The organism is Burkholderia sp. AU32262, from assembly GCF_020419985.1.
In the GTDB taxonomy this organism is placed as follows: domain Bacteria; phylum Pseudomonadota; class Gammaproteobacteria; order Burkholderiales; family Burkholderiaceae; genus Burkholderia; species Burkholderia semiarida.
In genome coordinates, this window is sequence record NZ_JAIZRS010000026.1 from 61,500 (window position 1) to 79,882 (window position 18,383).

25 protein-coding genes and 1 pseudogene are annotated in these 18,383 nt (G+C 67.0%); 25 read left to right on the forward strand and 1 reads right to left on the reverse strand.

Translation table 11 applies throughout. The features are described from left to right. Positions 1-3 precede the first annotated feature (3 nt). The 25 genes and pseudogenes from LGN10_RS26665 to tatC all read left to right on the forward strand — a co-directional run bounded on the left by LGN10_RS26665 (position 4) and on the right by tatC (position 18,123). Complete coding sequence (locus tag LGN10_RS26665) at positions 4-825, forward strand: ABC transporter ATP-binding protein (RefSeq protein ID WP_006477138.1); 822 nt, start codon at positions 4-6, stop codon at positions 823-825. Next, positions 822-1,589 (forward strand): lipid asymmetry maintenance ABC transporter permease subunit MlaE, encoded by a 768-nt coding sequence (gene mlaE, locus LGN10_RS26670; RefSeq protein WP_050013133.1) that lies wholly within the window; start codon positions 822-824, stop codon positions 1,587-1,589. Before LGN10_RS26665 ends, mlaE begins: the two co-directional genes overlap by 4 nt. 24 nt (positions 1,590-1,613) lie before the next feature. Further along, complete coding sequence (gene mlaD / locus LGN10_RS26675) at positions 1,614-2,174, forward strand: outer membrane lipid asymmetry maintenance protein MlaD (RefSeq protein WP_059577270.1); 561 nt, start codon at positions 1,614-1,616, stop codon at positions 2,172-2,174. Positions 2,175-2,206: 32 nt separating this feature from the next. Next, entirely contained in the window at positions 2,207-3,178 is a 972-nt protein-coding gene (locus LGN10_RS26680; RefSeq protein WP_059577405.1) for a VacJ family lipoprotein, read from the forward strand. Between the two features lie 111 nt (positions 3,179-3,289). Further along, positions 3,290-3,919 carry a phospholipid-binding protein MlaC gene (locus LGN10_RS26685; protein ID WP_059577402.1) on the forward strand — a complete coding sequence of 210 codons (630 nt, stop codon included), beginning with the start codon at positions 3,290-3,292 and terminating at the stop codon, positions 3,917-3,919. Beyond that, on the forward strand, positions 3,916-4,191 hold the full coding sequence (locus LGN10_RS26690; RefSeq protein WP_059577268.1) for a lipid asymmetry maintenance protein MlaB: 276 nt from the start codon (positions 3,916-3,918) through the stop codon (positions 4,189-4,191). The genes LGN10_RS26685 and LGN10_RS26690 overlap by 4 nt, the downstream gene beginning before the upstream one ends. A 192-nt stretch (positions 4,192-4,383) precedes the next feature. Continuing rightward, positions 4,384-5,308: pseudogene (locus LGN10_RS26695) on the forward strand (ABC transporter ATP-binding protein). Beyond that, the gene (locus LGN10_RS26700) at positions 5,305-6,126 is read left to right on the forward strand and encodes an ABC transporter permease (protein ID WP_226225571.1); all 822 of its coding nucleotides are present in this window, start codon (positions 5,305-5,307) and stop codon (positions 6,124-6,126) included. The pseudogene LGN10_RS26695 and the gene LGN10_RS26700 overlap by 4 nt, the downstream one beginning before the upstream one ends. 56 nt (positions 6,127-6,182) lie before the next feature. Next, a complete protein-coding gene (locus LGN10_RS26705) occupies positions 6,183-6,422 on the forward strand; it encodes a BolA family protein (RefSeq protein ID WP_006477131.1) in 240 nt (79 codons plus the stop codon). A 14-nt stretch (positions 6,423-6,436) separates the two neighbouring features. After that, positions 6,437-7,786 carry a UDP-N-acetylglucosamine 1-carboxyvinyltransferase gene (gene murA, locus LGN10_RS26710; RefSeq protein WP_124658863.1) on the forward strand — a complete coding sequence of 450 codons (1,350 nt, stop codon included), beginning with the start codon at positions 6,437-6,439 and terminating at the stop codon, positions 7,784-7,786. Continuing rightward, a complete protein-coding gene (hisG, locus tag LGN10_RS26715) occupies positions 7,783-8,436 on the forward strand; it encodes an ATP phosphoribosyltransferase (protein ID WP_006477129.1) in 654 nt (217 codons plus the stop codon). Before murA ends, hisG begins: the two co-directional genes overlap by 4 nt. Before the next feature lie 24 nt (positions 8,437-8,460). Continuing rightward, positions 8,461-9,777: a histidinol dehydrogenase gene (hisD, locus tag LGN10_RS26720; RefSeq protein ID WP_059577262.1), complete on the forward strand. Its 1,317-nt coding sequence runs from the start codon at positions 8,461-8,463 to the stop codon at positions 9,775-9,777. Between the two features lie 141 nt (positions 9,778-9,918). Continuing rightward, positions 9,919-10,992 (forward strand): histidinol-phosphate transaminase, encoded by a 1,074-nt coding sequence (gene hisC, locus LGN10_RS26725; protein WP_226225572.1) that lies wholly within the window; start codon positions 9,919-9,921, stop codon positions 10,990-10,992. A gap of 65 nt (positions 10,993-11,057) precedes the next feature. Further along, positions 11,058-11,645 (forward strand): imidazoleglycerol-phosphate dehydratase HisB, encoded by a 588-nt coding sequence (gene hisB, locus LGN10_RS26730; protein ID WP_006477126.1) that lies wholly within the window; start codon positions 11,058-11,060, stop codon positions 11,643-11,645. A 61-nt stretch (positions 11,646-11,706) separates the two neighbouring features. Next, positions 11,707-12,327 carry a MarC family protein gene (locus LGN10_RS26735; protein WP_060315496.1) on the forward strand — a complete coding sequence of 207 codons (621 nt, stop codon included), beginning with the start codon at positions 11,707-11,709 and terminating at the stop codon, positions 12,325-12,327. Continuing rightward, entirely contained in the window at positions 12,324-12,965 is a 642-nt protein-coding gene (hisH, locus tag LGN10_RS26740) for an imidazole glycerol phosphate synthase subunit HisH (RefSeq protein WP_059577249.1), read from the forward strand. The genes LGN10_RS26735 and hisH overlap by 4 nt, the downstream gene beginning before the upstream one ends. A gap of 164 nt (positions 12,966-13,129) precedes the next feature. Further along, positions 13,130-13,885: a 1-(5-phosphoribosyl)-5-[(5-phosphoribosylamino)methylideneamino]imidazole-4-carboxamide isomerase gene (gene hisA / locus LGN10_RS26745; protein WP_059577248.1), complete on the forward strand. Its 756-nt coding sequence runs from the start codon at positions 13,130-13,132 to the stop codon at positions 13,883-13,885. Between the two features lie 105 nt (positions 13,886-13,990). Next, a complete protein-coding gene (gene hisF / locus LGN10_RS26750) occupies positions 13,991-14,764 on the forward strand; it encodes an imidazole glycerol phosphate synthase subunit HisF (protein WP_226225573.1) in 774 nt (257 codons plus the stop codon). Next, complete coding sequence (hisI, locus tag LGN10_RS26755) at positions 14,764-15,180, forward strand: phosphoribosyl-AMP cyclohydrolase (RefSeq protein WP_059577245.1); 417 nt, start codon at positions 14,764-14,766, stop codon at positions 15,178-15,180. Before hisF ends, hisI begins: the two co-directional genes overlap by 1 nt. Then, positions 15,177-15,542: a phosphoribosyl-ATP diphosphatase gene (locus tag LGN10_RS26760; protein WP_027783358.1), complete on the forward strand. Its 366-nt coding sequence runs from the start codon at positions 15,177-15,179 to the stop codon at positions 15,540-15,542. Before hisI ends, LGN10_RS26760 begins: the two co-directional genes overlap by 4 nt. Before the next feature lie 70 nt (positions 15,543-15,612). Further along, positions 15,613-16,005 (forward strand): DUF4870 family protein, encoded by a 393-nt coding sequence (locus LGN10_RS26765; RefSeq protein WP_059236499.1) that lies wholly within the window; start codon positions 15,613-15,615, stop codon positions 16,003-16,005. Between the two features lie 31 nt (positions 16,006-16,036). Then, positions 16,037-16,402 carry a histidine triad nucleotide-binding protein gene (locus LGN10_RS26770; RefSeq protein ID WP_027783360.1) on the forward strand — a complete coding sequence of 122 codons (366 nt, stop codon included), beginning with the start codon at positions 16,037-16,039 and terminating at the stop codon, positions 16,400-16,402. 94 nt (positions 16,403-16,496) lie between these two features. Next, positions 16,497-16,727 (forward strand): Sec-independent protein translocase subunit TatA, encoded by a 231-nt coding sequence (gene tatA, locus LGN10_RS26775; protein ID WP_006477115.1) that lies wholly within the window; start codon positions 16,497-16,499, stop codon positions 16,725-16,727. Positions 16,728-16,753: 26 nt separating this feature from the next. Continuing rightward, entirely contained in the window at positions 16,754-17,293 is a 540-nt protein-coding gene (tatB, locus tag LGN10_RS26780) for a Sec-independent protein translocase protein TatB (RefSeq protein WP_059577243.1), read from the forward strand. Between the two features lie 41 nt (positions 17,294-17,334). Further along, the gene (gene tatC, locus LGN10_RS26785) at positions 17,335-18,123 is read left to right on the forward strand and encodes a twin-arginine translocase subunit TatC (RefSeq protein ID WP_059577240.1); all 789 of its coding nucleotides are present in this window, start codon (positions 17,335-17,337) and stop codon (positions 18,121-18,123) included. A 168-nt stretch (positions 18,124-18,291) separates the two neighbouring features. Here tatC and LGN10_RS26790 read toward each other — a convergent pair. After that, the coding region (locus LGN10_RS26790; protein WP_143286328.1) for an IS3 family transposase at positions 18,292-18,383 on the reverse strand (92 nt) is incomplete at its 5' end.

Here is an 18,383-nt window from a genome sequence, read left to right on the forward strand (position 1 = left end):
TCCGTGAGCCCCACTCCTACCGAGACCCTGCTGGAACTTCGCGACGTCGACTTCGGCTACGGCGACCGCCTCGTCCTGTCCAACCTGAACCTGCGCTTCGGGCGCGGGCAGGTCGTCGCGGTCATGGGCGGCTCGGGTTGCGGCAAGACCACCGTGCTGCGCCTGATCGGCGGCCTCGTGCGTGCGCGCCGCGGCCAGGTGCTGTTCGACGGCGCCGACGTCGGCGCGCAAACGCGCGACGGCCTGTACGCGCTGCGCCGCAAGATGGGCATGCTGTTCCAGTTCGGCGCGCTGTTTACCGACATGTCGGTGTTCGAGAACGTCGCGTTCGCGCTGCGCGAGCACACCGATTTGCCCGAAGACCTGATCCGCGACCTCGTGCTGATGAAGCTGAACGCGGTCGGGCTGCGCGGCGCGCGCGACCTGATGCCGTCCGAGGTGTCGGGCGGGATGGCGCGCCGCATCGCGCTGGCGCGCGCGATCGCGCTCGATCCGCAGCTGATCATGTACGACGAGCCGTTCGCGGGCCTCGATCCGATCTCGCTCGGCATCACCGCGAACCTGATCCGCACGCTGAACCAGGCGCTCGGCGCGACGTCGATCCTCGTCACGCACGACGTGCCGGAATCGTTCGCGATCGCCGACTACGTGTATTTTCTGGCCAATGGCGGCGTGCTCGCGCAGGGCACGCCCGACGAGCTGCGCGCGTCGACCGATCCGAGCGTGCGGCAGTTCATCGACGGCGCGCCGGACGGCCCGTTCAAATTTCATTACACGAGCCCGCCGCTCGCAGCGGATTTCGGGCTCGGCGGAGGGCGCGCATGATCAGCGCGATCGGACGTTACGTCATCGGCGGCCTCGAGCGGGCGGGCTACGGCACGCGCCTGTTCGTGCGCCTCGTGCTGGAATTCTTCCCGCTGCTGCGCCGGCCGCGGCTCGTCACGAAGCAGATCCACTTCCTCGGCAACTATTCGTTCGTGATCATCGCCGTGTCGGGGCTGTTCGTCGGCTTCGTGCTCGGCCTGCAGGGGTATTACACGCTGAACCGCTACGGTTCCGAGCAGGCGCTCGGCCTGCTGGTCGCGCTGTCGCTCGTGCGCGAGCTCGGGCCGGTCGTCACCGCGCTGCTGTTCGCGGGCCGCGCGGGCACGTCGCTCACGGCCGAGATCGGCCTGATGAAGGCCGGCGAGCAACTTACCGCGCTCGAGATGATGGCGGTCGACCCGATCAAGAACGTGATCGCGCCGCGCATGTGGGCCGGCATCATCGCGATGCCGCTGCTGGCCGCGATCTTCAACGCGGTCGGCGTGCTCGGCGGTTACTTCGTCGGCGTCGTGCTGATCGGCGTCGATCCGGGCGCGTTCTGGTCGCAGATGCAGGGCGGGGTCCAGGTGTGGGCCGACGTCGGCAACGGCGTGATCAAGAGCATCGTGTTCGGGTTCGCCGTGACCTTCATTGCACTGTTTCAAGGGTATGAAGCGAAGCCCACGCCCGAAGGCGTGTCGCGCGCGACCACCAAGACGGTCGTGTTCGCGTCGCTCGCCGTACTCGGCCTCGATTTCCTGCTGACCGCGCTGATGTTCAGCTAAGCCTCAGCCAAGCCAAATTTTGGGATGACGATGAAAAAGACTGCTCTCGACTTCTGGGTCGGCCTGTTCGTGGTGGTGGGCTTCCTCGCGGTGCTGTTCCTGGCGCTGAAGGTCGGCAACATGAGCTCGCTGTCGTTTCAGCCGACCTACTCGGTGAGAATGAAATTCGACAACATCGGCGGCCTGAAGCCGCGCGCGGCCGTGAAAAGCGCGGGCGTCGTGGTCGGCCGCGTGAAGTCGATCGGGTTCGATACCAACACCTACCAGGCGGTCGTCACGATCGACGTCGACGGTCAGTATCAATTCCCGAAGGATTCGTCGGCGAAGATCCTGACGTCCGGCCTGCTCGGCGAGCAATATATCGGCCTCGATCCGGGCGGCGACACCGAAATGCTGAAGGCCGGCGATACCATCACGATGACGCAGTCGGCGATCGTGCTCGAGAACCTGATCGGCCAGTTCCTGTACAGCAAGGCCGCCGACGCGGGCGGCGCGAAGCCGGCAGCCGGGGCACCGGCGGCGCCCGCCGCGCCCGCGCCGGTGGCGGTGCCGGCGTCCGCGGTGTCCGGCGCCGCAGCCCAATAACCACACGAGAGAAAGACAAGAGGGTAATGACCATGCACACGATCCGCATCAGGCACGCCGCGCTGGCGGTTGCGGCAGTCGCCGCGTTGAGCGGCTGCGCGACCGTGCAGACGCCGACCAAGGGCGATCCGCTCGAAGGTTTCAACCGGACGATGTACAAGTTCAACGACACGGTCGACACGTACGCGCTGAAGCCGGTCGCGAAGGGTTACCAGTACGTGGTGCCGCAGCCGGTGCGTGACAGCGTGACGAACTTCTTCTCGAACATCGGCGACGTCTACATCGCGGCGAACAACATCGTGCAGCTGCGGATCGCCGACGGCGTCGGCGACATCATGCGCGTCGTGATCAACACGGTGTTCGGCGTCGGCGGCCTGTTCGACGTCGCGACGATCGCGAAGCTGCCGAAGCACACGGCCGACTTCGGGATCACGATGGGCCGCTACGGCATGCCGTCGGGCCCGTACCTCGTGCTGCCGCTGCTCGGCCCGAGCACGCTGCGCGACACGGCCGGCCTCGGCGTCGACTACGTCGGCAACCCGCTCACCTACGTGAAGCCGGACGGCCTGAGCTGGGGCCTGTTCGGCGTGAACCTCGTCAACACGCGCGCGAACCTGCTCGGCGCGGGCGACGTGCTGGATGCCGCGGCGCTCGACAAGTATTCGTTCGTGCGCAATGCGTATCTGCAGCGCCGCCAGATGCTGATCAGCAACGCGCGCGGCGAGGCCGCCGCGACGTCGAGCAACGACGCGCTGCCGAAGTACGACTTGCCGGAAGACGGCGCGGCACCGGCGGCAGCCGGCGCGGCCGGTACGGCGGGCGCGGCGGGCGCGGCGGCGGTGGGCGGGGCGGCGCCGGCGGGCGCATCGGGCGCGGCGGTCGCCGCGCCGGCCTCGGGCACGGCCGAAGCGCCGAACCCGGCCAGCGAGACGAACGTACCGGCGATGCAGGTGGCGCCGCCGTCGCCGGGCGGGCTCCGGTTCCCGAGCATCCGGCTGCACTGACGGGCTTACATTCGTTACAGCCGGAAACGATTCAGTCGGTAGCGTATGCGAACTTGCGCGTAAGCTACCTGCTCCAACCTTCGCATCGACTCATTCATGCAGGCCACTATGATGAAAAAACTGTTCCTGATCCCCGTTTTCGCGGCGCTGTTCTCGTTCGGCGGCGCAGCTCACGCGCAAGTCGACCAGTCGAACCCGCAGGCGCTGATCAAGACGGCGACGCAGCAGGTCCTCGACGAAGTCAAGCAGCAGACGATCAAGCAGGGCGACACCAACCGCATCATCTCGATCGTCAACAAGGACATCCTGCCGTACACCGATTTCCGCCGCACGACCCAGCTCGCGATGGGCCGCAACTGGCGCACGGCGACGGCCGAGCAGCAGCAGCAGGTTCAGGAGCAGTTCAAGCTGCTGCTGATCCGCACGTATTCGGGCGCACTCGCGCAACTGAAGCCCGACCAGCAGATCCAGTACCCGCCGTTCCGCGCCGATCCGGCCGATACCGACGTGGTGGTCAAGACGGTCGCGATGAACAACGGCCAGCCGGTCCAGATCGATTACCGCCTGTACAAGACGGCGAACGGCTGGAAGGTGTATGACCTGAACGTGCTCGGCGCATGGCTGATCCAGACGTACCAGCAACAGTTCAACGAGAAGATCCAGCAAAGCGGCGTGGACGGCCTGATCAAGTTCCTGACGCAGCGCAACCAGGAGCTTGCCGCGGGCAAGCAGGCGTCGTGAGCGGCTTCGAAGCCGGCTCCTCGCTGACCGTCGCGAGCGCGAAGTCGGCGCTCGCGGACGGTCTTGCGCGCATCGGCGCGGGCGCGACCGCCGTCGATTGCGCGGCGCTCGCGCAGTTCGACTCGTCCGCGCTCGCCGTGCTGCTCGCATGGCAACGTGCCGCCAAAGCGCGCGGCGCGGCCCTCGACATCCTCAATCTCCCTCCGAAGCTCGCCAGCCTCGCGCGCGCCTACGGCGTCGACGCGCTCATCGAAGGCGCCGGGCGACATTGACCCTGTCCGACCGAAGCCTGCCGCGCCAGCCGGCGCGCGCACGCTTCAGGCCGCGCGCCGTCGGCGCCGGCTCCCCCAGCCGGTTTGCCCTATAATCAAGCGTTTTGCGGGGCAGCCAATCGGCGTCCGGCCCCCATTTTCTTTCGCAGCAAGCACAGAATAGGCGTCGCGGCCGTTGCGTCGCGCACAGTCATGTCAGCCATAGAAATCCGTCACGTCAAGAAGCGCTACAAGTCGCTTCAGGCGCTCAAGGGCGTTAGCCTGTCGGTCGAGGAAGGCGAGTTTTTCGGTCTGCTCGGCCCCAACGGCGCAGGCAAGACCACGCTCATCAGTATCCTCGCCGGGCTCGCCCGGGCCGACGAAGGCAGTATCTCGGTGCGCGGTCACGACGTCGTCCAGGACTTCCGCAACGCGCGCCGCGCCCTCGGCGTCGTTCCGCAGGAACTCGTTTTCGACCCGTTCTTCACCGTCCGCGAGACACTGCGGATCCAGTCCGGCTATTTCGGGCTGCGCCGCAACGACGACTGGATCGACGAAGTGATGGCCAATCTCGATCTGACCGAGAAAGCCGACGCGAACATGCGTGCGCTGTCGGGCGGGATGAAGCGCCGCGTGCTCGTCGCGCAGGCGCTCGTGCACCGCCCGCCCGTGATCGTGCTCGACGAGCCGACCGCCGGCGTCGACGTCGAATTGCGCCAGACCCTGTGGAAATTCATCTCGCGCCTGAACCGCGAGGGTCACACGATCGTGCTGACCACCCATTACCTCGAGGAAGCCGAGTCGCTGTGCGACCGCATCGCGATGCTGCGCCGGGGCGAGGTCGTCGCGCTCGACCGCACCGACGCGCTGCTGCGCCGCTTCGCGGGGCTGCAGTTGTACCTGCGGCTCGCGACGGGCGCGCTGCCGGCCGAGCTGCGCGGGCTGGAGACCGACCCGGCCGCGCGCGCCGGGCGAGCACCTGCTGCGCCTCGCGAGCTATGACGAGGTCGAGCGCATCCTCGCGCAATGCCGCGCGGCCGGCTGCACGTTCGACGAGATCGAGGTCCGCAAGGCCGACCTCGAGGATGTGTTCGTCCAGGTGATGAACGGGGCCGAGGTGATCGAGGGTCTGGCATGAATCAACACTCCCCACGCGAACTGCGTTCGCTGCCGCTCGAAGGGGCGGCCCGGCGCGTGCCGGGAAGCGGGTTTCGGACGCTGTTCTACAAGGAACTGCTGCGTTTCTGGAAGGTGTCGTTCCAGACGGTGCTCGCGCCGATCGTGACGGCGCTGCTGTACCTGACGATCTTCGGCCACGCGCTGTCGGGCCGCGTCGAGGTGTATCCGGGCGTCGAGTACGTGAGCTTTCTCGTGCCGGGCCTCGTGATGATGAGCGTGCTGCAGAACGCGTTCGCGAACAGCTCGTCGTCGTTGATCCAGTCGAAGATCACCGGCAACCTCGTGTTCATGCTGCTGCCGCCGCTGTCGTACCGCGACATCTTCGGCGCCTACGTGCTCGCGTCGGTCGTGCGCGGGCTCGCGGTCGGCGCCGGCGTGTTCGTCGTGACGATCTGGTTTATCCCGATGCACTTCGCGGCGCCGCTGTTCATCATGGCGTTCGCGCTGCTCGGCTCGGCGATCCTCGGCACGCTCGGCCTGATCGCCGGGATCTGGGCCGAGAAGTTCGACCAGCTCGCCGCGTTCCAGAACTTCCTGATCATGCCGCTGACGTTCCTGTCCGGCGTGTTCTATTCGACGCATTCGCTGCCGCCGGTGTGGCGCGAAGTGTCGCGTCTCAACCCGTTTTTCTACATGATCGACGGCTTCCGTTTCGGGTTCTTCGGCGCGTCCGACATCAACCCGTTCACGAGCCTCGCGATCGTCACCGGTTTCTTCGTGCTGCTCGCGCTGATCGCGATGCGGCTGCTCGCGACCGGCTACAAACTGCGTCATTGATATCGACAGGCCGCGGCCGCCCCACGGGCGGCGCGCGCCGACAGGAGCCTTACACCATGTTGCCGACTCCCGAACAGGTCAAGCAATACATCGCCGGCGGTCTCGCCTGCACGCATCTGGAAGTCGAAGGCGACGGCCAGCATTTCTTCGCGACGATCGTGTCGGCGGCCTTCGAAGGCAAGCGGCCGATCCAGCGGCACCAGCTCGTCTATGCGGCGCTCGGCGATCGCATGAAGCAGGAAATTCACGCGCTCAGCATGAAGACGCTGACGCCCGCCGAATGGCAGAACGCATAAACGGAAATCACTGAGTGCAAGTCACCGTCAACGAGCGCGACGCCGTCCAGAGCGTCGCCACGGCACACCCGGCCGCCAACGGGGAATCGCAGGGACAGGGGATGGACAAACTCGCGATCGAAGGCGGCAACCGCCTGTCCGGCGAGATCGTCGTGTCGGGCGCGAAGAACGCCGCGCTGCCGATCCTGTGCGCGGGCCTGCTCAGCGCCGAGCCGGTCGAGCTCGACAACGTGCCGAACCTGAAGGACGTGCGCACGACGCTGAAGGTGCTGAACCAGATGGGCGTGAAGAGCGAGACCGACGGCTGCCGCGTGCAGCTCGACGCGTCGCGCGTCGACAACCTCGTCGCGCCGTACGAGCTCGTGAAGACGATGCGCGCGTCGATCCTCGTGCTCGGGCCGCTGCTCGCGCGCTTCGGCGAGGCGAAGGTGTCGCTGCCGGGCGGCTGCGCGATCGGCGCGCGGCCGGTCGACCAGCACATCAAGGGCCTGCAGGCGATGGGCGCGGAAATCAGCATCGAGCACGGCTTCATCGAAGCGCGCGCGAAGCGCCTGAAGGGCGCGCGCATCGTGACCGACATGATCACGGTGACGGGGACGGAAAACCTGCTGATGGCCGCGACGCTCGCCGACGGCGAGACGGTGATCGAAAACGCCGCGCGCGAGCCGGAAGTGAGCGATCTCGCACACTTGCTGGTCGCGATGGGCGCGAAAATCGACGGCATCGGCACCGACCGCCTCGTGATCCAGGGCGTCGAGCGGCTGCACGGCGCGCGCCATGCGGTGATCCCCGACCGTATCGAGGCCGGCACGTTCCTGTGCGCGGTCGCGGCCGCCGGCGGCGACGTGATGCTGACGGGCGTGCGCCCGCACATCCTCGACGCGGTGATCGACAAGCTGCGCGAAGCCGGCGTGTCGATCGAGGAAGGCGACAGCTGGCTGCGCGTGAAGATGGACCGCCGCCCGCAGGCGGTGACGATCCGCACGTCGGAATACCCGGCGTTCCCGACCGACATGCAGGCGCAGTTCATGGCCCTCAATACGGTCGCGACGGGCACCGCGCAGGTCGTCGAAACCATTTTCGAGAACCGCTTCATGCACGTGCAGGAGCTGAACCGGCTTGGCGCGAACATCACGGTCGACGGCAACACGGCGCTCGTGACGGGCGTCGACAAGCTGTCGGGCGCGAACGTGATGGCGACCGACCTGCGTGCATCGGCGAGCCTCGTGATCGCCGGGCTGCGCGCCGACGGCGAAACGCTCGTCGACCGCATCTATCACCTGGACCGCGGCTACGACCGCATGGAAGCCAAACTGACCGCCGTCGGCGCGAACGTGCGCCGCCTTTCCGGGAGCCAAGCATGACCGCGCCGCTGACCCTCGCCCTGTCGAAGGGCCGGATTTTCGAGGAAACCCTGCCGCTGCTGGCCGCCGCCGGCGTGCAGGTGGCCGAGGATCCGGAAACGTCGCGCAAGCTGATCCTGCCGACGACCGATCCGAACCTGCGCGTGATCATCGTCCGCGCGAGCGACGTGCCGACCTACGTGGAATACGGCGCGGCCGATTTCGGCGTGGCCGGCAAGGACGTGCTGGTCGAGCACGGCGGCTCGGGCCTGTACCAGCCGATCGATCTGAACATTGCGCGCTGCCGGATGTCGGTGGCCGTGCCGGCCGGCTTCGACTACGCGAACGCGGTGCGCCAGGGCGCGCGCCTGCGGGTCGCGACCAAATACGTCGAAACGGCGCGCGAACACTTTGCCGCGAAGGGCGTGCACGTCGACCTGATCAAGCTGTACGGCTCGATGGAGCTCGCGCCGCTGGTCGGCCTGGCCGACGCGATCGTCGACCTCGTCAGCTCGGGCGGCACGCTGAAGGCGAACAATCTGGTCGAGGTCGAGGAGATCATGGCGATCTCGTCGCGCCTCGTCGTGAACCAGGCCGCGCTGAAGTTGAAGCGCGCGGCGCTCAAGCCGATCCTCGACGCGTTCGAACGCGCGTCGCAGAATGGCGGTTGAGCGCATCACCGTAACGGAACTCCCATGTCCATCACCATCCGCAAGCTCGATTCGACGAACGAAGGCTTCGGCGCCGCGCTGCGCGCCGTGCTCGCGTTCGAGGCGAGCGAAGACGAAGCGATCGAGCAGTCGGTCGCGAAGATCCTCGCCGACGTGAAGTCGCGCGGCGACGCCGCGGTGCTCGAGTACACGAACCGCTTCGACCGGCTGAGCGCGACGAGCGTCGGCGCGCTCGAACTGCCGCAGGACGCGCTGCAGACGGCGCTCGACGGCCTCGCGCCGAAGGCGCGCGCGGCGCTGGAAGCCGCCGCCGCCCGCGTGCGCGCGTACCACGAGAAGCAGAAGATCGAGTGCGGCACGCATAGCTGGCAGTACACGGAAAGCGACGGCACGGTGCTCGGCCAGAAGGTCACGCCGCTCGACCGCGTCGGCCTGTACGTGCCGGGCGGCAAGGCCGCGTATCCGTCGTCGGTGCTGATGAACGCGATTCCGGCGCGCGTCGCCGGGGTCGGCGAAATCGTGATGGTCGTGCCGACGCCGGACGGCGTGAAGAACGACCTCGTGCTTGCCGCGGCGCTGCTCGGCGGCGTCGATCGCGTGTTCACGATCGGCGGCGCGCAGGCGGTCGGCGCGCTCGCGTACGGCACGCAGACGGTGCCGGCCGTCGACAAGATCTGCGGCCCCGGCAACGCGTACGTCGCGTCTGCGAAGCGCCGCGTGTTCGGCACGGTCGGCATCGACATGATCGCCGGGCCGTCGGAAATCCTCGTGCTGTGCGACGGGACGACCGATCCGAACTGGGTCGCGATGGACCTGTTCTCGCAGGCCGAGCACGACGAACTCGCGCAATCGATCCTGCTGTGCCCCGACGGCGCGTTCCTCGAGCGCGTCGAGAAGGCGATCGACGAGCTGCTGCCGACCATGCCGCGCCAGGACGTGATCCGTGCGTCGCTCGAAGGCCGCGGCGCGCTGATCAAGGTGCGCGACATGGCCGAGGCGTGCCGGATCGCGAACGACATCGCGCCGGAACACCTCGAAATCTCGGCGCTGGAGCCGCAGCAATGGGGCCAGCAGATCCGCCACGCGGGCGCGATCTTCCTCGGCCGCTACACGAGCGAGAGCCTCGGCGACTACTGCGCGGGCCCGAACCACGTGCTGCCGACGTCGCGCACCGCGCGCTTCTCGTCGCCGCTCGGCGTGTACGACTTCATCAAGCGTTCGAGCCTGATCGAGGTCAGCGCGGAAGGCGCGCAGACGCTCGGCGAGATCGCGTCCGAGCTCGCGTACGGCGAAGGGCTGCAGGCGCACGCGAGGAGCGCCGAGTTCCGGATGAAGGGCTGAGCGCGCAGGGTGCGCGGGGCCGGGCAGGCGCCGATGCGCCGCGCCGGCCGCCCCCGGATCGGGGCAGGGGACCAGTGCAGGGCGGCAGCCGCCGCCTTGCCGACCATTTGACGCCGGCGCGATGCACGCCGGCTTGAAACCATGACGACGCCACAAGACATCATCCGCCGCGACGTGCTCGCGATGACCAGCTATCCGGTGCCGGACGCGAGCGGGTTCGTGAAGCTCGACGCGATGGAGAACCCGTATCCGCTGCCCGAACCGCTCGCCACGGCGCTCGGCGAGCGGCTCGCGCAGGTCGCGCTGAACCGCTATCCGGCGCCGCGCCCGGCCGCGCTGCTCGACAAGCTGCGCCATGCGATGGGCGTGCCGGCCGGCTGCGACGTGCTGCTCGGCAACGGCTCCGACGAAATCATCAGCATGATCTCGGTCGCGTGCGCGAAGCCGGGCGCGAAGGTGCTCGCACCGGTGCCGGGCTTCGTGATGTACGAACTGTCGGCGAAGTTCGCGCAGCTCGAATTCGTCGGCGTGCCGCTGAAGGCCGACCTGACGCTCGACGCCGACGCGCTGCTCGCGGCGATCGCCGAGCACCGGCCGGCGATCGTCTATCTCGCGTATCCGAACAACCCGACCGGCACGCTGTACGACGATGCCGACGTCGAACGGATCGTCGCGGCCGCGCGGCACAGCCTGATCGTGATCGACGAGGCGTACCAGCCGTTCGCCGAGCGCTCGTGGCTGCCGCGCGCCGCCGAGTTCGACAACGTCGTCGTGATGCGCACGGTATCGAAGCTCGGCCTCGCGGGCATCCGCCTCGGCTATCTCGTCGGCTCGCCCGCGTGGCTGAACGAATTCGACAAGGTGCGGCCGCCGTACAACATCAACGTGCTGACCCAGGCGACCGCCGATTTCCTGCTCGACCACCTCGACGTGCTCGACGCGCAGGCGGCCGAATTGCGCGCGGAACGCGCGCGCCTCGCGCAGGCGGTGGCCGCGCTGCCGGGCGCGACGGTGTTCCCGAGCGCCGGCAATTTCCTGCTGGTGCGCGTGCCGGACGCGGCCGCCGTGTTCGATGCGCTGCTCACCGAGCGGGTGCTGGTCAAAAACGTGAGTAAAATGCATCCGTTACTGGCCGAATGCGTGCGGCTGACCGTCGGTTCTCCCGACGAAAACGCTCGCCTCCTGGCCGCCTTGAAACTCGCGCTGCCCGGTTGAGCCCAGGGCGCGGCGGCGCGCGACGATCAATCCCCATTTACATCAGACTCAATCAAGGAATTGCCATGCGTGTGGCGGAAGTCGTTCGCAATACCAGCGAAACGCAGATCCGTGTGAAGCTCGATCTCGACGGCACCGGCCAGCAGAAGCTGGCCACCGGTGTGCCGTTTCTCGACCATATGCTCGACCAGATCGCGCGACACGGTCTGGTCGATCTCGAGGTCGAAGCGCACGGCGACACGCATATCGACGATCACCACACGGTCGAGGATGTCGGCATCACGCTCGGTCAGGCCGTCGCGAAGGCGATCGGCGACCGCAAGGGCATCCGCCGCTACGGCCACTCGTACGTGCCGCTCGACGAGGCGCTGTCGCGCGTCGTGATCGACTTCTCCGGCCGGCCGGGCCTCGAATTCCACGTGCCGTTCACGCGCGCGCGGATCGGCACGTTCGACGTCGACCTGTCGATCGAATTCTTCCGCGGGTTCGTGAACCACGCGGGCGTCACGCTGCACATCGACAACCTGCGCGGGATCAACGCGCACCATCAGCTCGAGACGGTGTTCAAGGCCTTCGGCCGCGCGCTGCGCGCGGCGGTGGAGCTCGACGAGCGCGCGGCGGGGCAGATTCCGTCGACCAAAGGCAGCCTCTGAACCTCCGGACGGACGACGCCAAGGACAACCTCACGGCTTCGGCGCGGCGCGCCGGCTTGCGATGGATCTGCTCAAATCGTTCATTTCGCTGCTCGCGCTGATCAATCCGGTCGGCGCGGTGCCGTTCTTCCTGAGCCTGACGGCGCAGCAGACGGACGGCGAGCGGCGGCGCACGATCCGGATCGCATCGGTGTCGGTGTTCTGCGTGATGACGGTGACCGCGCTGCTCGGGCAGCAGATCATCAACTTCTTCGGCATTTCGGTCGGGTCGCTCGAGGTGGGCGGCGGGATCATCATGCTGCTGATGGCGATCAACATGCTGAACGCGCAGATCGGCAACACGCGATCCACGCCGGAGGAGCGCCACGAAGCCGAGTTGAAGGACAACATCGCGGTCGTGCCGCTGGCGATTCCGCTGCTCACGGGCCCCGGCTCGATCAGCACGGTGATCATCTATGCGGCGAACGCGCATCACTGGTATGAGCGGGCCGGGCTGGTCGCGATCGGCGCGGTCCTGGCTGTTCTGTGTTTCGTCGCGATGCGGCTCGCCGAGCCGATCGCGACCTGGATCGGCCGCACCGGCATCAACATCGCCACGCGGCTGATGGGTCTGATGCTGTCGGCGCTGGCGGTGGAATTCATCGTCGATGGACTGAGGGCGCTACTGCCTGCACTGAGATGAAAACTTCGATTGCGATTGTGGATTATGGGATGGGCAACCTGCGCTCGGTCGCGCAGGCGCTCAAGAAGGCCGAACCGGCCGCCGACGTGGCGATCGTCGACACGCCGGCCGCGATTCGCGCGGCCGACCGCGTCGTGCTGCCCGGCCAGGGCGCGATGCCCGACTGCATGCGTTGCCTCGGCGAATCGGGGCTGCAGGAAGCGGTGATCGACGCATCGCGCACGAAGCCGCTGCTCGGCGTGTGCGTCGGCGAGCAGATGCTGTTCGACTGGAGCGCGGAAGGCGACACGAAGGGCCTGGGCCTGTTGCCCGGCAAGGTCGTGCGTTTCGAGCTGGACGGCCGGCTGCAGGACGACGGCTCGCGCTTCAAGGTGCCGCAGATGGGCTGGAACCGCGTGCGCCAGGCGCAGCCGCACCCGCTGTGGGACGGCGTGCCCGACGACGCGTATTTCTACTTCGTGCACAGCTACTACGTGACGCCGGACAACCCGGCGCACACGGTAGGCGAAACGGCTTACGGCGCGCCGTTTACGTCCGCGGTCGCGCGGGACAACCTCTTCGCGACCCAATTTCACCCGGAGAAAAGCGCGGAGGTCGGGTTGCGTCTGTATCGCAACTTCGTGCACTGGAAACCATAAAACGTGGTGCGCGAGCCACAGTCGACCTGGCCGAACGGCCTGTCGCACGTGGCACGCTCGCTTAAGCGCCGAAAGAGTTGTACTAAACTAGCGAGACGGCGCGGCACCGGTTTGGCCGGTACGCGCCGGATTCTTTTCATTTTCCACGACGACACCCGATTGCTATGTTGCTGATTCCGGCCATCGATCTCAAAGACGGTCAGTGTGTGCGCCTGAAACAGGGCGATATGGACCAGGCCACGATTTTCTCCGAGGACCCGGCGGCGATGGCCCGCAAGTGGGTCGACCTCGGCGCACGGCGGCTCCATCTCGTCGACCTGAACGGCGCATTCGCCGGCAAGCCGAAGAATCTCGACGCGATCGAAGCGATCCTCGACGAAGTCGGCGACGAAATCCCCGTACAGCTCGGCGGCGGCATCCGCAGCCTCGAGACGATCGAGAAGTATCTCGACGCCGGCCTGTCCTACGTGATCATCGGCACCGCGGCCGTGAAGAATCCGGGCTTCCTGCAGGACGCGTGCACCGCGTTCTCCGGCAACATCATCGTCGGGCTGGACGCGAAGGACGGCAAGGTCGCGACCGACGGCTGGAGCAAGCTGACGGGCCACGAGGTGATCGATCTCGCGAAGAAGTTCGAGGACTACGGCGTCGAATCGATCGTCTACACGGACATCGGCCGGGACGGGATGCTGCAGGGCATCAACATCGACGCGACCGTGAAGCTCGCGCAGGCGGTCGGCATCCCGGTGATCGCGAGCGGCGGCCTGTCGAACCTCACGGACATCGAGAGCCTGTGCGAAGTGGAAGAGCACGGCGTCGAAGGCGTGATCTGCGGCCGGGCGATCTACTCCGGCGATCTCGATTTCGCGGCCGCGCAAAAGCGCGCGGACGAACTGAACGGCGAACTCGACAACGCGTAACCGCGGTCGTCCCGTTCGCCGGGGCTGCCCGCGGGCAGCCCCGCCGGAAGCCTCGCGCGAGGCTTCCGTAACCGGCCGTCCCAGCGCGGCATTTGGCGCAACATCATGGCTCTAGCTAAACGCATCATCCCCTGCCTGGACGTGACCGCCGGGCGTGTCGTCAAGGGCGTCAACTTCGTCGAGCTGCGCGACGCCGGCGACCCCGTCGAAATCGCCCGCCGCTACGACGACCAGGGTGCCGACGAACTCACCTTCCTCGACATCACCGCGACCTCCGACCAGCGCGACCTGATCCTGCCGATCATCGAAGCCGTCGCGTCGCAGGTATTCATTCCGCTGACCGTCGGCGGCGGCGTGCGCGCCGTCGAGGACGTGCGGCGCCTGCTGAACGCGGGCGCGGACAAGGTCAGCATGAACTCGTCGGCGGTCGCGAATCCGCAGCTCGTGCGCGACGCGGCCGACAAGTACGGCTCGCAGTGCATCGTCGTCGCGATCGACGCGAAGCGCGTATCGGCCGACGGCGAGACGCCGCGCTGGGAAGTGTTCACGCACGGCGGCCGCAAGAACACGGGCCTCGACGCGATCGAATGGGCGCGCAAGATGGCCGAGCTCGGCGCGGGCGAGATCCTGCTCACGAGCATGGACCGCGACGGCACGAAGTCGGGCTTCGACCTCGCGCTCACGCGCGGCGTGTCGGACGCGGTGCCGGTGCCGGTGATCGCATCGGGCGGCGTCGGCTGCCTGCAGGATCTCGCGGACGGCATCAAGGACGGCCGCGCCGACGCGGTGCTGGCCGCGAGCATCTTCCACTACGGCGAGCACACGGTCGGCGAGGCGAAGCGCTTCATGGCCGATCAGGGCATCTCGGTGAGGCTGTGATGAATACCGAAACGAAATCCCTGCCCGCGTGGCTCGACAAGGTCCGCTGGGACGACAACGGCCTCGTGCCGGTGATCGCGCAGGAAGCGTCGACGAACGACGTGCTGATGTTCGCATGGATGAACCGCGAGGCGCTCGCGAAGACGGTCGAGACCCGGCGCGCGGTCTACTATTCGCGTTCGCGCAAGCGCCTGTGGTTCAAGGGCGAGGAGTCGGGCCACGTGCAGCACGTGCACGAGGTGCGGCTCGACTGCGACGAGGACGTCGTGCTGCTGAAGGTCGAGCAGGTGTCGGGCATCGCGTGCCACACCGGCCGGCATTCGTGCTTCTTCCAGAAATTCGAAGGTACGGTGGACAGCGGCGACTGGGTCGCGGTCGAGCCGGTGCTGAAAGACCCCGAACACATCTACAAATGACGCAATCGACCGAAGACACGCTGCTGCGCCTCGCGGCCGTGATCGATAGCCGCAAGGGCGGCGATCCCGATCAATCGTACGTGTCGCGCCTGTTCCACAAGGGCGACGACGCGGTGCTGAAGAAAATCGGCGAAGAGGCGACGGAAGTCGTGCTCGCCGCGAAGGACGTGCGCCAGGGCGGCGCGCCGGGCGCGCTCGTCGGCGAGGTGGCCGACCTGTGGTTCCACTGCCTCGTGATGCTGTCGCATTTCGACCTGAGCCCGGCCGACGTGATCGCCGAACTCGAGCGCCGCGAAGGCTTGTCGGGTATCGAGGAAAAAGCGCTGCGCAAGCGTCGCGAGCGCGAGGAAAACGGCGGGTGACGGGCAGGCCCCGCCGCGGTGGCAACAGTGCGGTAAGCTGTAAGAATTGTCATCCAACGGGGGTAGCATCATGAACGATACGTCGAACCAGTTTCCGACGCCGGCGGTGCCGGGCGCAGCGGATGCCGAACGCCTGAACGGGCTGCGCACGCTCACGCACGTGCTCTACGGCCTCTATGCATTTCACTGGCTGACGGGCGGCGTGACGGGCATCATTGCGATCATCATCAACTACGTGAAGCGCGGCGATGTGGCCGGCACGCCGTACGCCGATCACTTCGAGTGGCAGATCCGCACGTTCTGGCGCGCGCTGATCGCGTACGTGATCGGGTTCGCGCTGGCCTTCGTGGTGATCGGATTCGCGGTGATGTTTGTCACATGGATCTGGACGCTGTACCGTATCATCAAGGGTTGGCTGTACCTGAACGACAACAAGACGCTCGATCCGCAGGCGTGGTTCTGACCGGCCGCGGGCGGGCGTTTGCAGGAGCAACATGAGTCACGATCCGAATTGCCTGTTCTGCAAGATCGCGGCAGGCGAGATCCCGAGCACGAAGGTGCACGAGGACGACGAATTCGTCGCGTTCCGCGACATCCGCCCGGCGGCCGACACGCACGTGCTCGTGATTCCGCGCCGGCACCTGCCGACGCTGTCGGCGGCAGGTGAGGCCGATGCGCCGATGCTCGGCCGGCTGATGCTGCTCGTCGCGCGTCTGGCCGACCAGCTCGGCGTCGCATATACGGGCGGCGAAACGGGTTTTCGCACGGTGATCAACACGGGCCCGGGCGGCGGGCAGGAGGTCTACCACCTGCACGCGCATATCCTGGCCGGCCCGCGCCCGTGGCAGCGAATGGGTTGACGACGCGGGGCGTTTCCCCGCATCCGATAGTCGAAGCCGGCGCGTCGCCGGCGATTTGCGCCGCATGGCGGCGTGGTTGAGGAGAGGTTTCATCATGGGTGGATTGAGCATTTGGCACTGGCTGATCGTGCTGCTGATCGTCGCGCTGGTTTTCGGGACGAAGAAGCTGCGCAACATCGGCAACGACCTCGGCAGCGCCGTCAAGGGTTTCAAGGACGGCATGAAGGAAGGCGAAACGCCGGCGGATGCGCAGCAGCTGCCGCGTTCGGGCGCGGTCGACGTCAACGCGAAGGAAACGACGCGTTCCGATTCGAACAAGGCGTAACGCCGGCACGCTGACAGGCATTCTCGATGCTGGATCTCGGTCTTTCGAAGATGGCGCTGATCGGCGTCGTCGCGCTCGTGGTGCTCGGCCCCGAGCGCCTGCCGCGCGTCGCGCGTACGGCAGGCGCGCTGTTCGGCCGCGCGCAGCGGTACATCAACGACGTGAAGGCCGAGGTCTCGCGCGAAATCGAACTCGACGCGCTGCGGACGATGAAGACCGATTTCGAATCGGCCGCGCGCAATGTCGAGACGACGATTCACGACAACCTGCGCGAGCACGAGAAGGAACTGAACGACACGTGGCATTCCGCGGTCGGCGGTCTTGACGGGGCGTCCGGCGACGCCGGTTCCGTCGGTTCCGCGGGTTCCGACACGCCCGCGGCGCCGTCGTGGCGAGGCAGTTCGACCGCGCTTGCGCCGAAGCGTCGCAACTGGCGCATCAAGCAGGCGGCGACACCTGTCTGGTACAAGCGCGCGACCACCCGCCGCACGCACGTGCAGTCGGGCGCCGCGCGTGTCGCGCGCCACCAGCCGGCCAGCCTGCGCCGGCCGACGCGCTTCTTCTGAGTCGAGCGCATGCTCGCTCGTCAATCCTACCGAGGGCCGGTGTGAGCGACCCCCAGCAGAACCCGGGCGACGCCCCGGAAGAAACCTTCATTTCCCATCTCGTCGAGCTTCGCGATCGCATCATTCGCGCGGGGCTGGCCGTGATCGTCGTGTTCGTCGGGCTCGTCTACTGGGCGCCGGACATCTTCAAGCTGCTCGCGCGGCCGCTGATGGACAACCTGCCGAAAGACGGCAAGATGATCGTCACCGACGTCACCGGCTCGTTCTTCGTGCCGATGAAGGTCACGATGCTCGTCGCGCTCGTGATCGCGCTGCCGATCGTGCTGTACCAGATCTGGGCGTTCGTCGCGCCGGGGCTGTACCAGCACGAGAAGAAGCTCGTCGCGCCGCTCGTCGGCAGCAGCTACTTCCTGTTCCTGTGCGGGATGGCGTTCGCGTACTTCCTCGTGTTTCCGACGATCTTCCGGGTGATGGCGCACTACAACGCGCCGCTCGGCGCCGAGATGACGACCGACATCGACAACTACCTGAGCTTCGTGCTGGGGATGTTCATCGCTTTCGGGGTCACGTTCGAGGTGCCGATCGTCGTCGTGCTGCTCGTCCGGATGGGCGTGCTGTCCCTGAAGAAGCTGAAGGAGATGCGGCCGTACGTGATCGTCGGCGCATTCGTGGTCGCGGCGGTCGTCACGCCGCCGGACGTGTTCTCGCAACTGATGCTCGCGCTGCCGCTGATCGTGCTGTTCGAGATCGGGCTGCTGGCCGCGCGGTTCTTCGTACCGAAGAAGCCGGTGGAAGAGGGCGAGGCGGGCAACGGCGAAGCCGCGAGTTGACGGCGCGCCGCCGCGTGGCGCTGCGGCCAGGTCGGCGTGGGCCCGGTACCGCGGTTGGCCGCCGGCCGGTGCGTGGCATAGCCATCTTCCCGGCACCAGGCATCGTTTGAAGCAAGGTAAAAGGGCAGCCGGCCGTGAACTGACCCCGCAAAGTTGGACAGTTAAAGGCTAGGCGCCCAAGGGCTGAGTCCTGTATTGCACGGGACTCAGCCCTTTCAACTTGAGCTTGATGCGTTCGTGGTTGTAGTAGTGGATGTAGC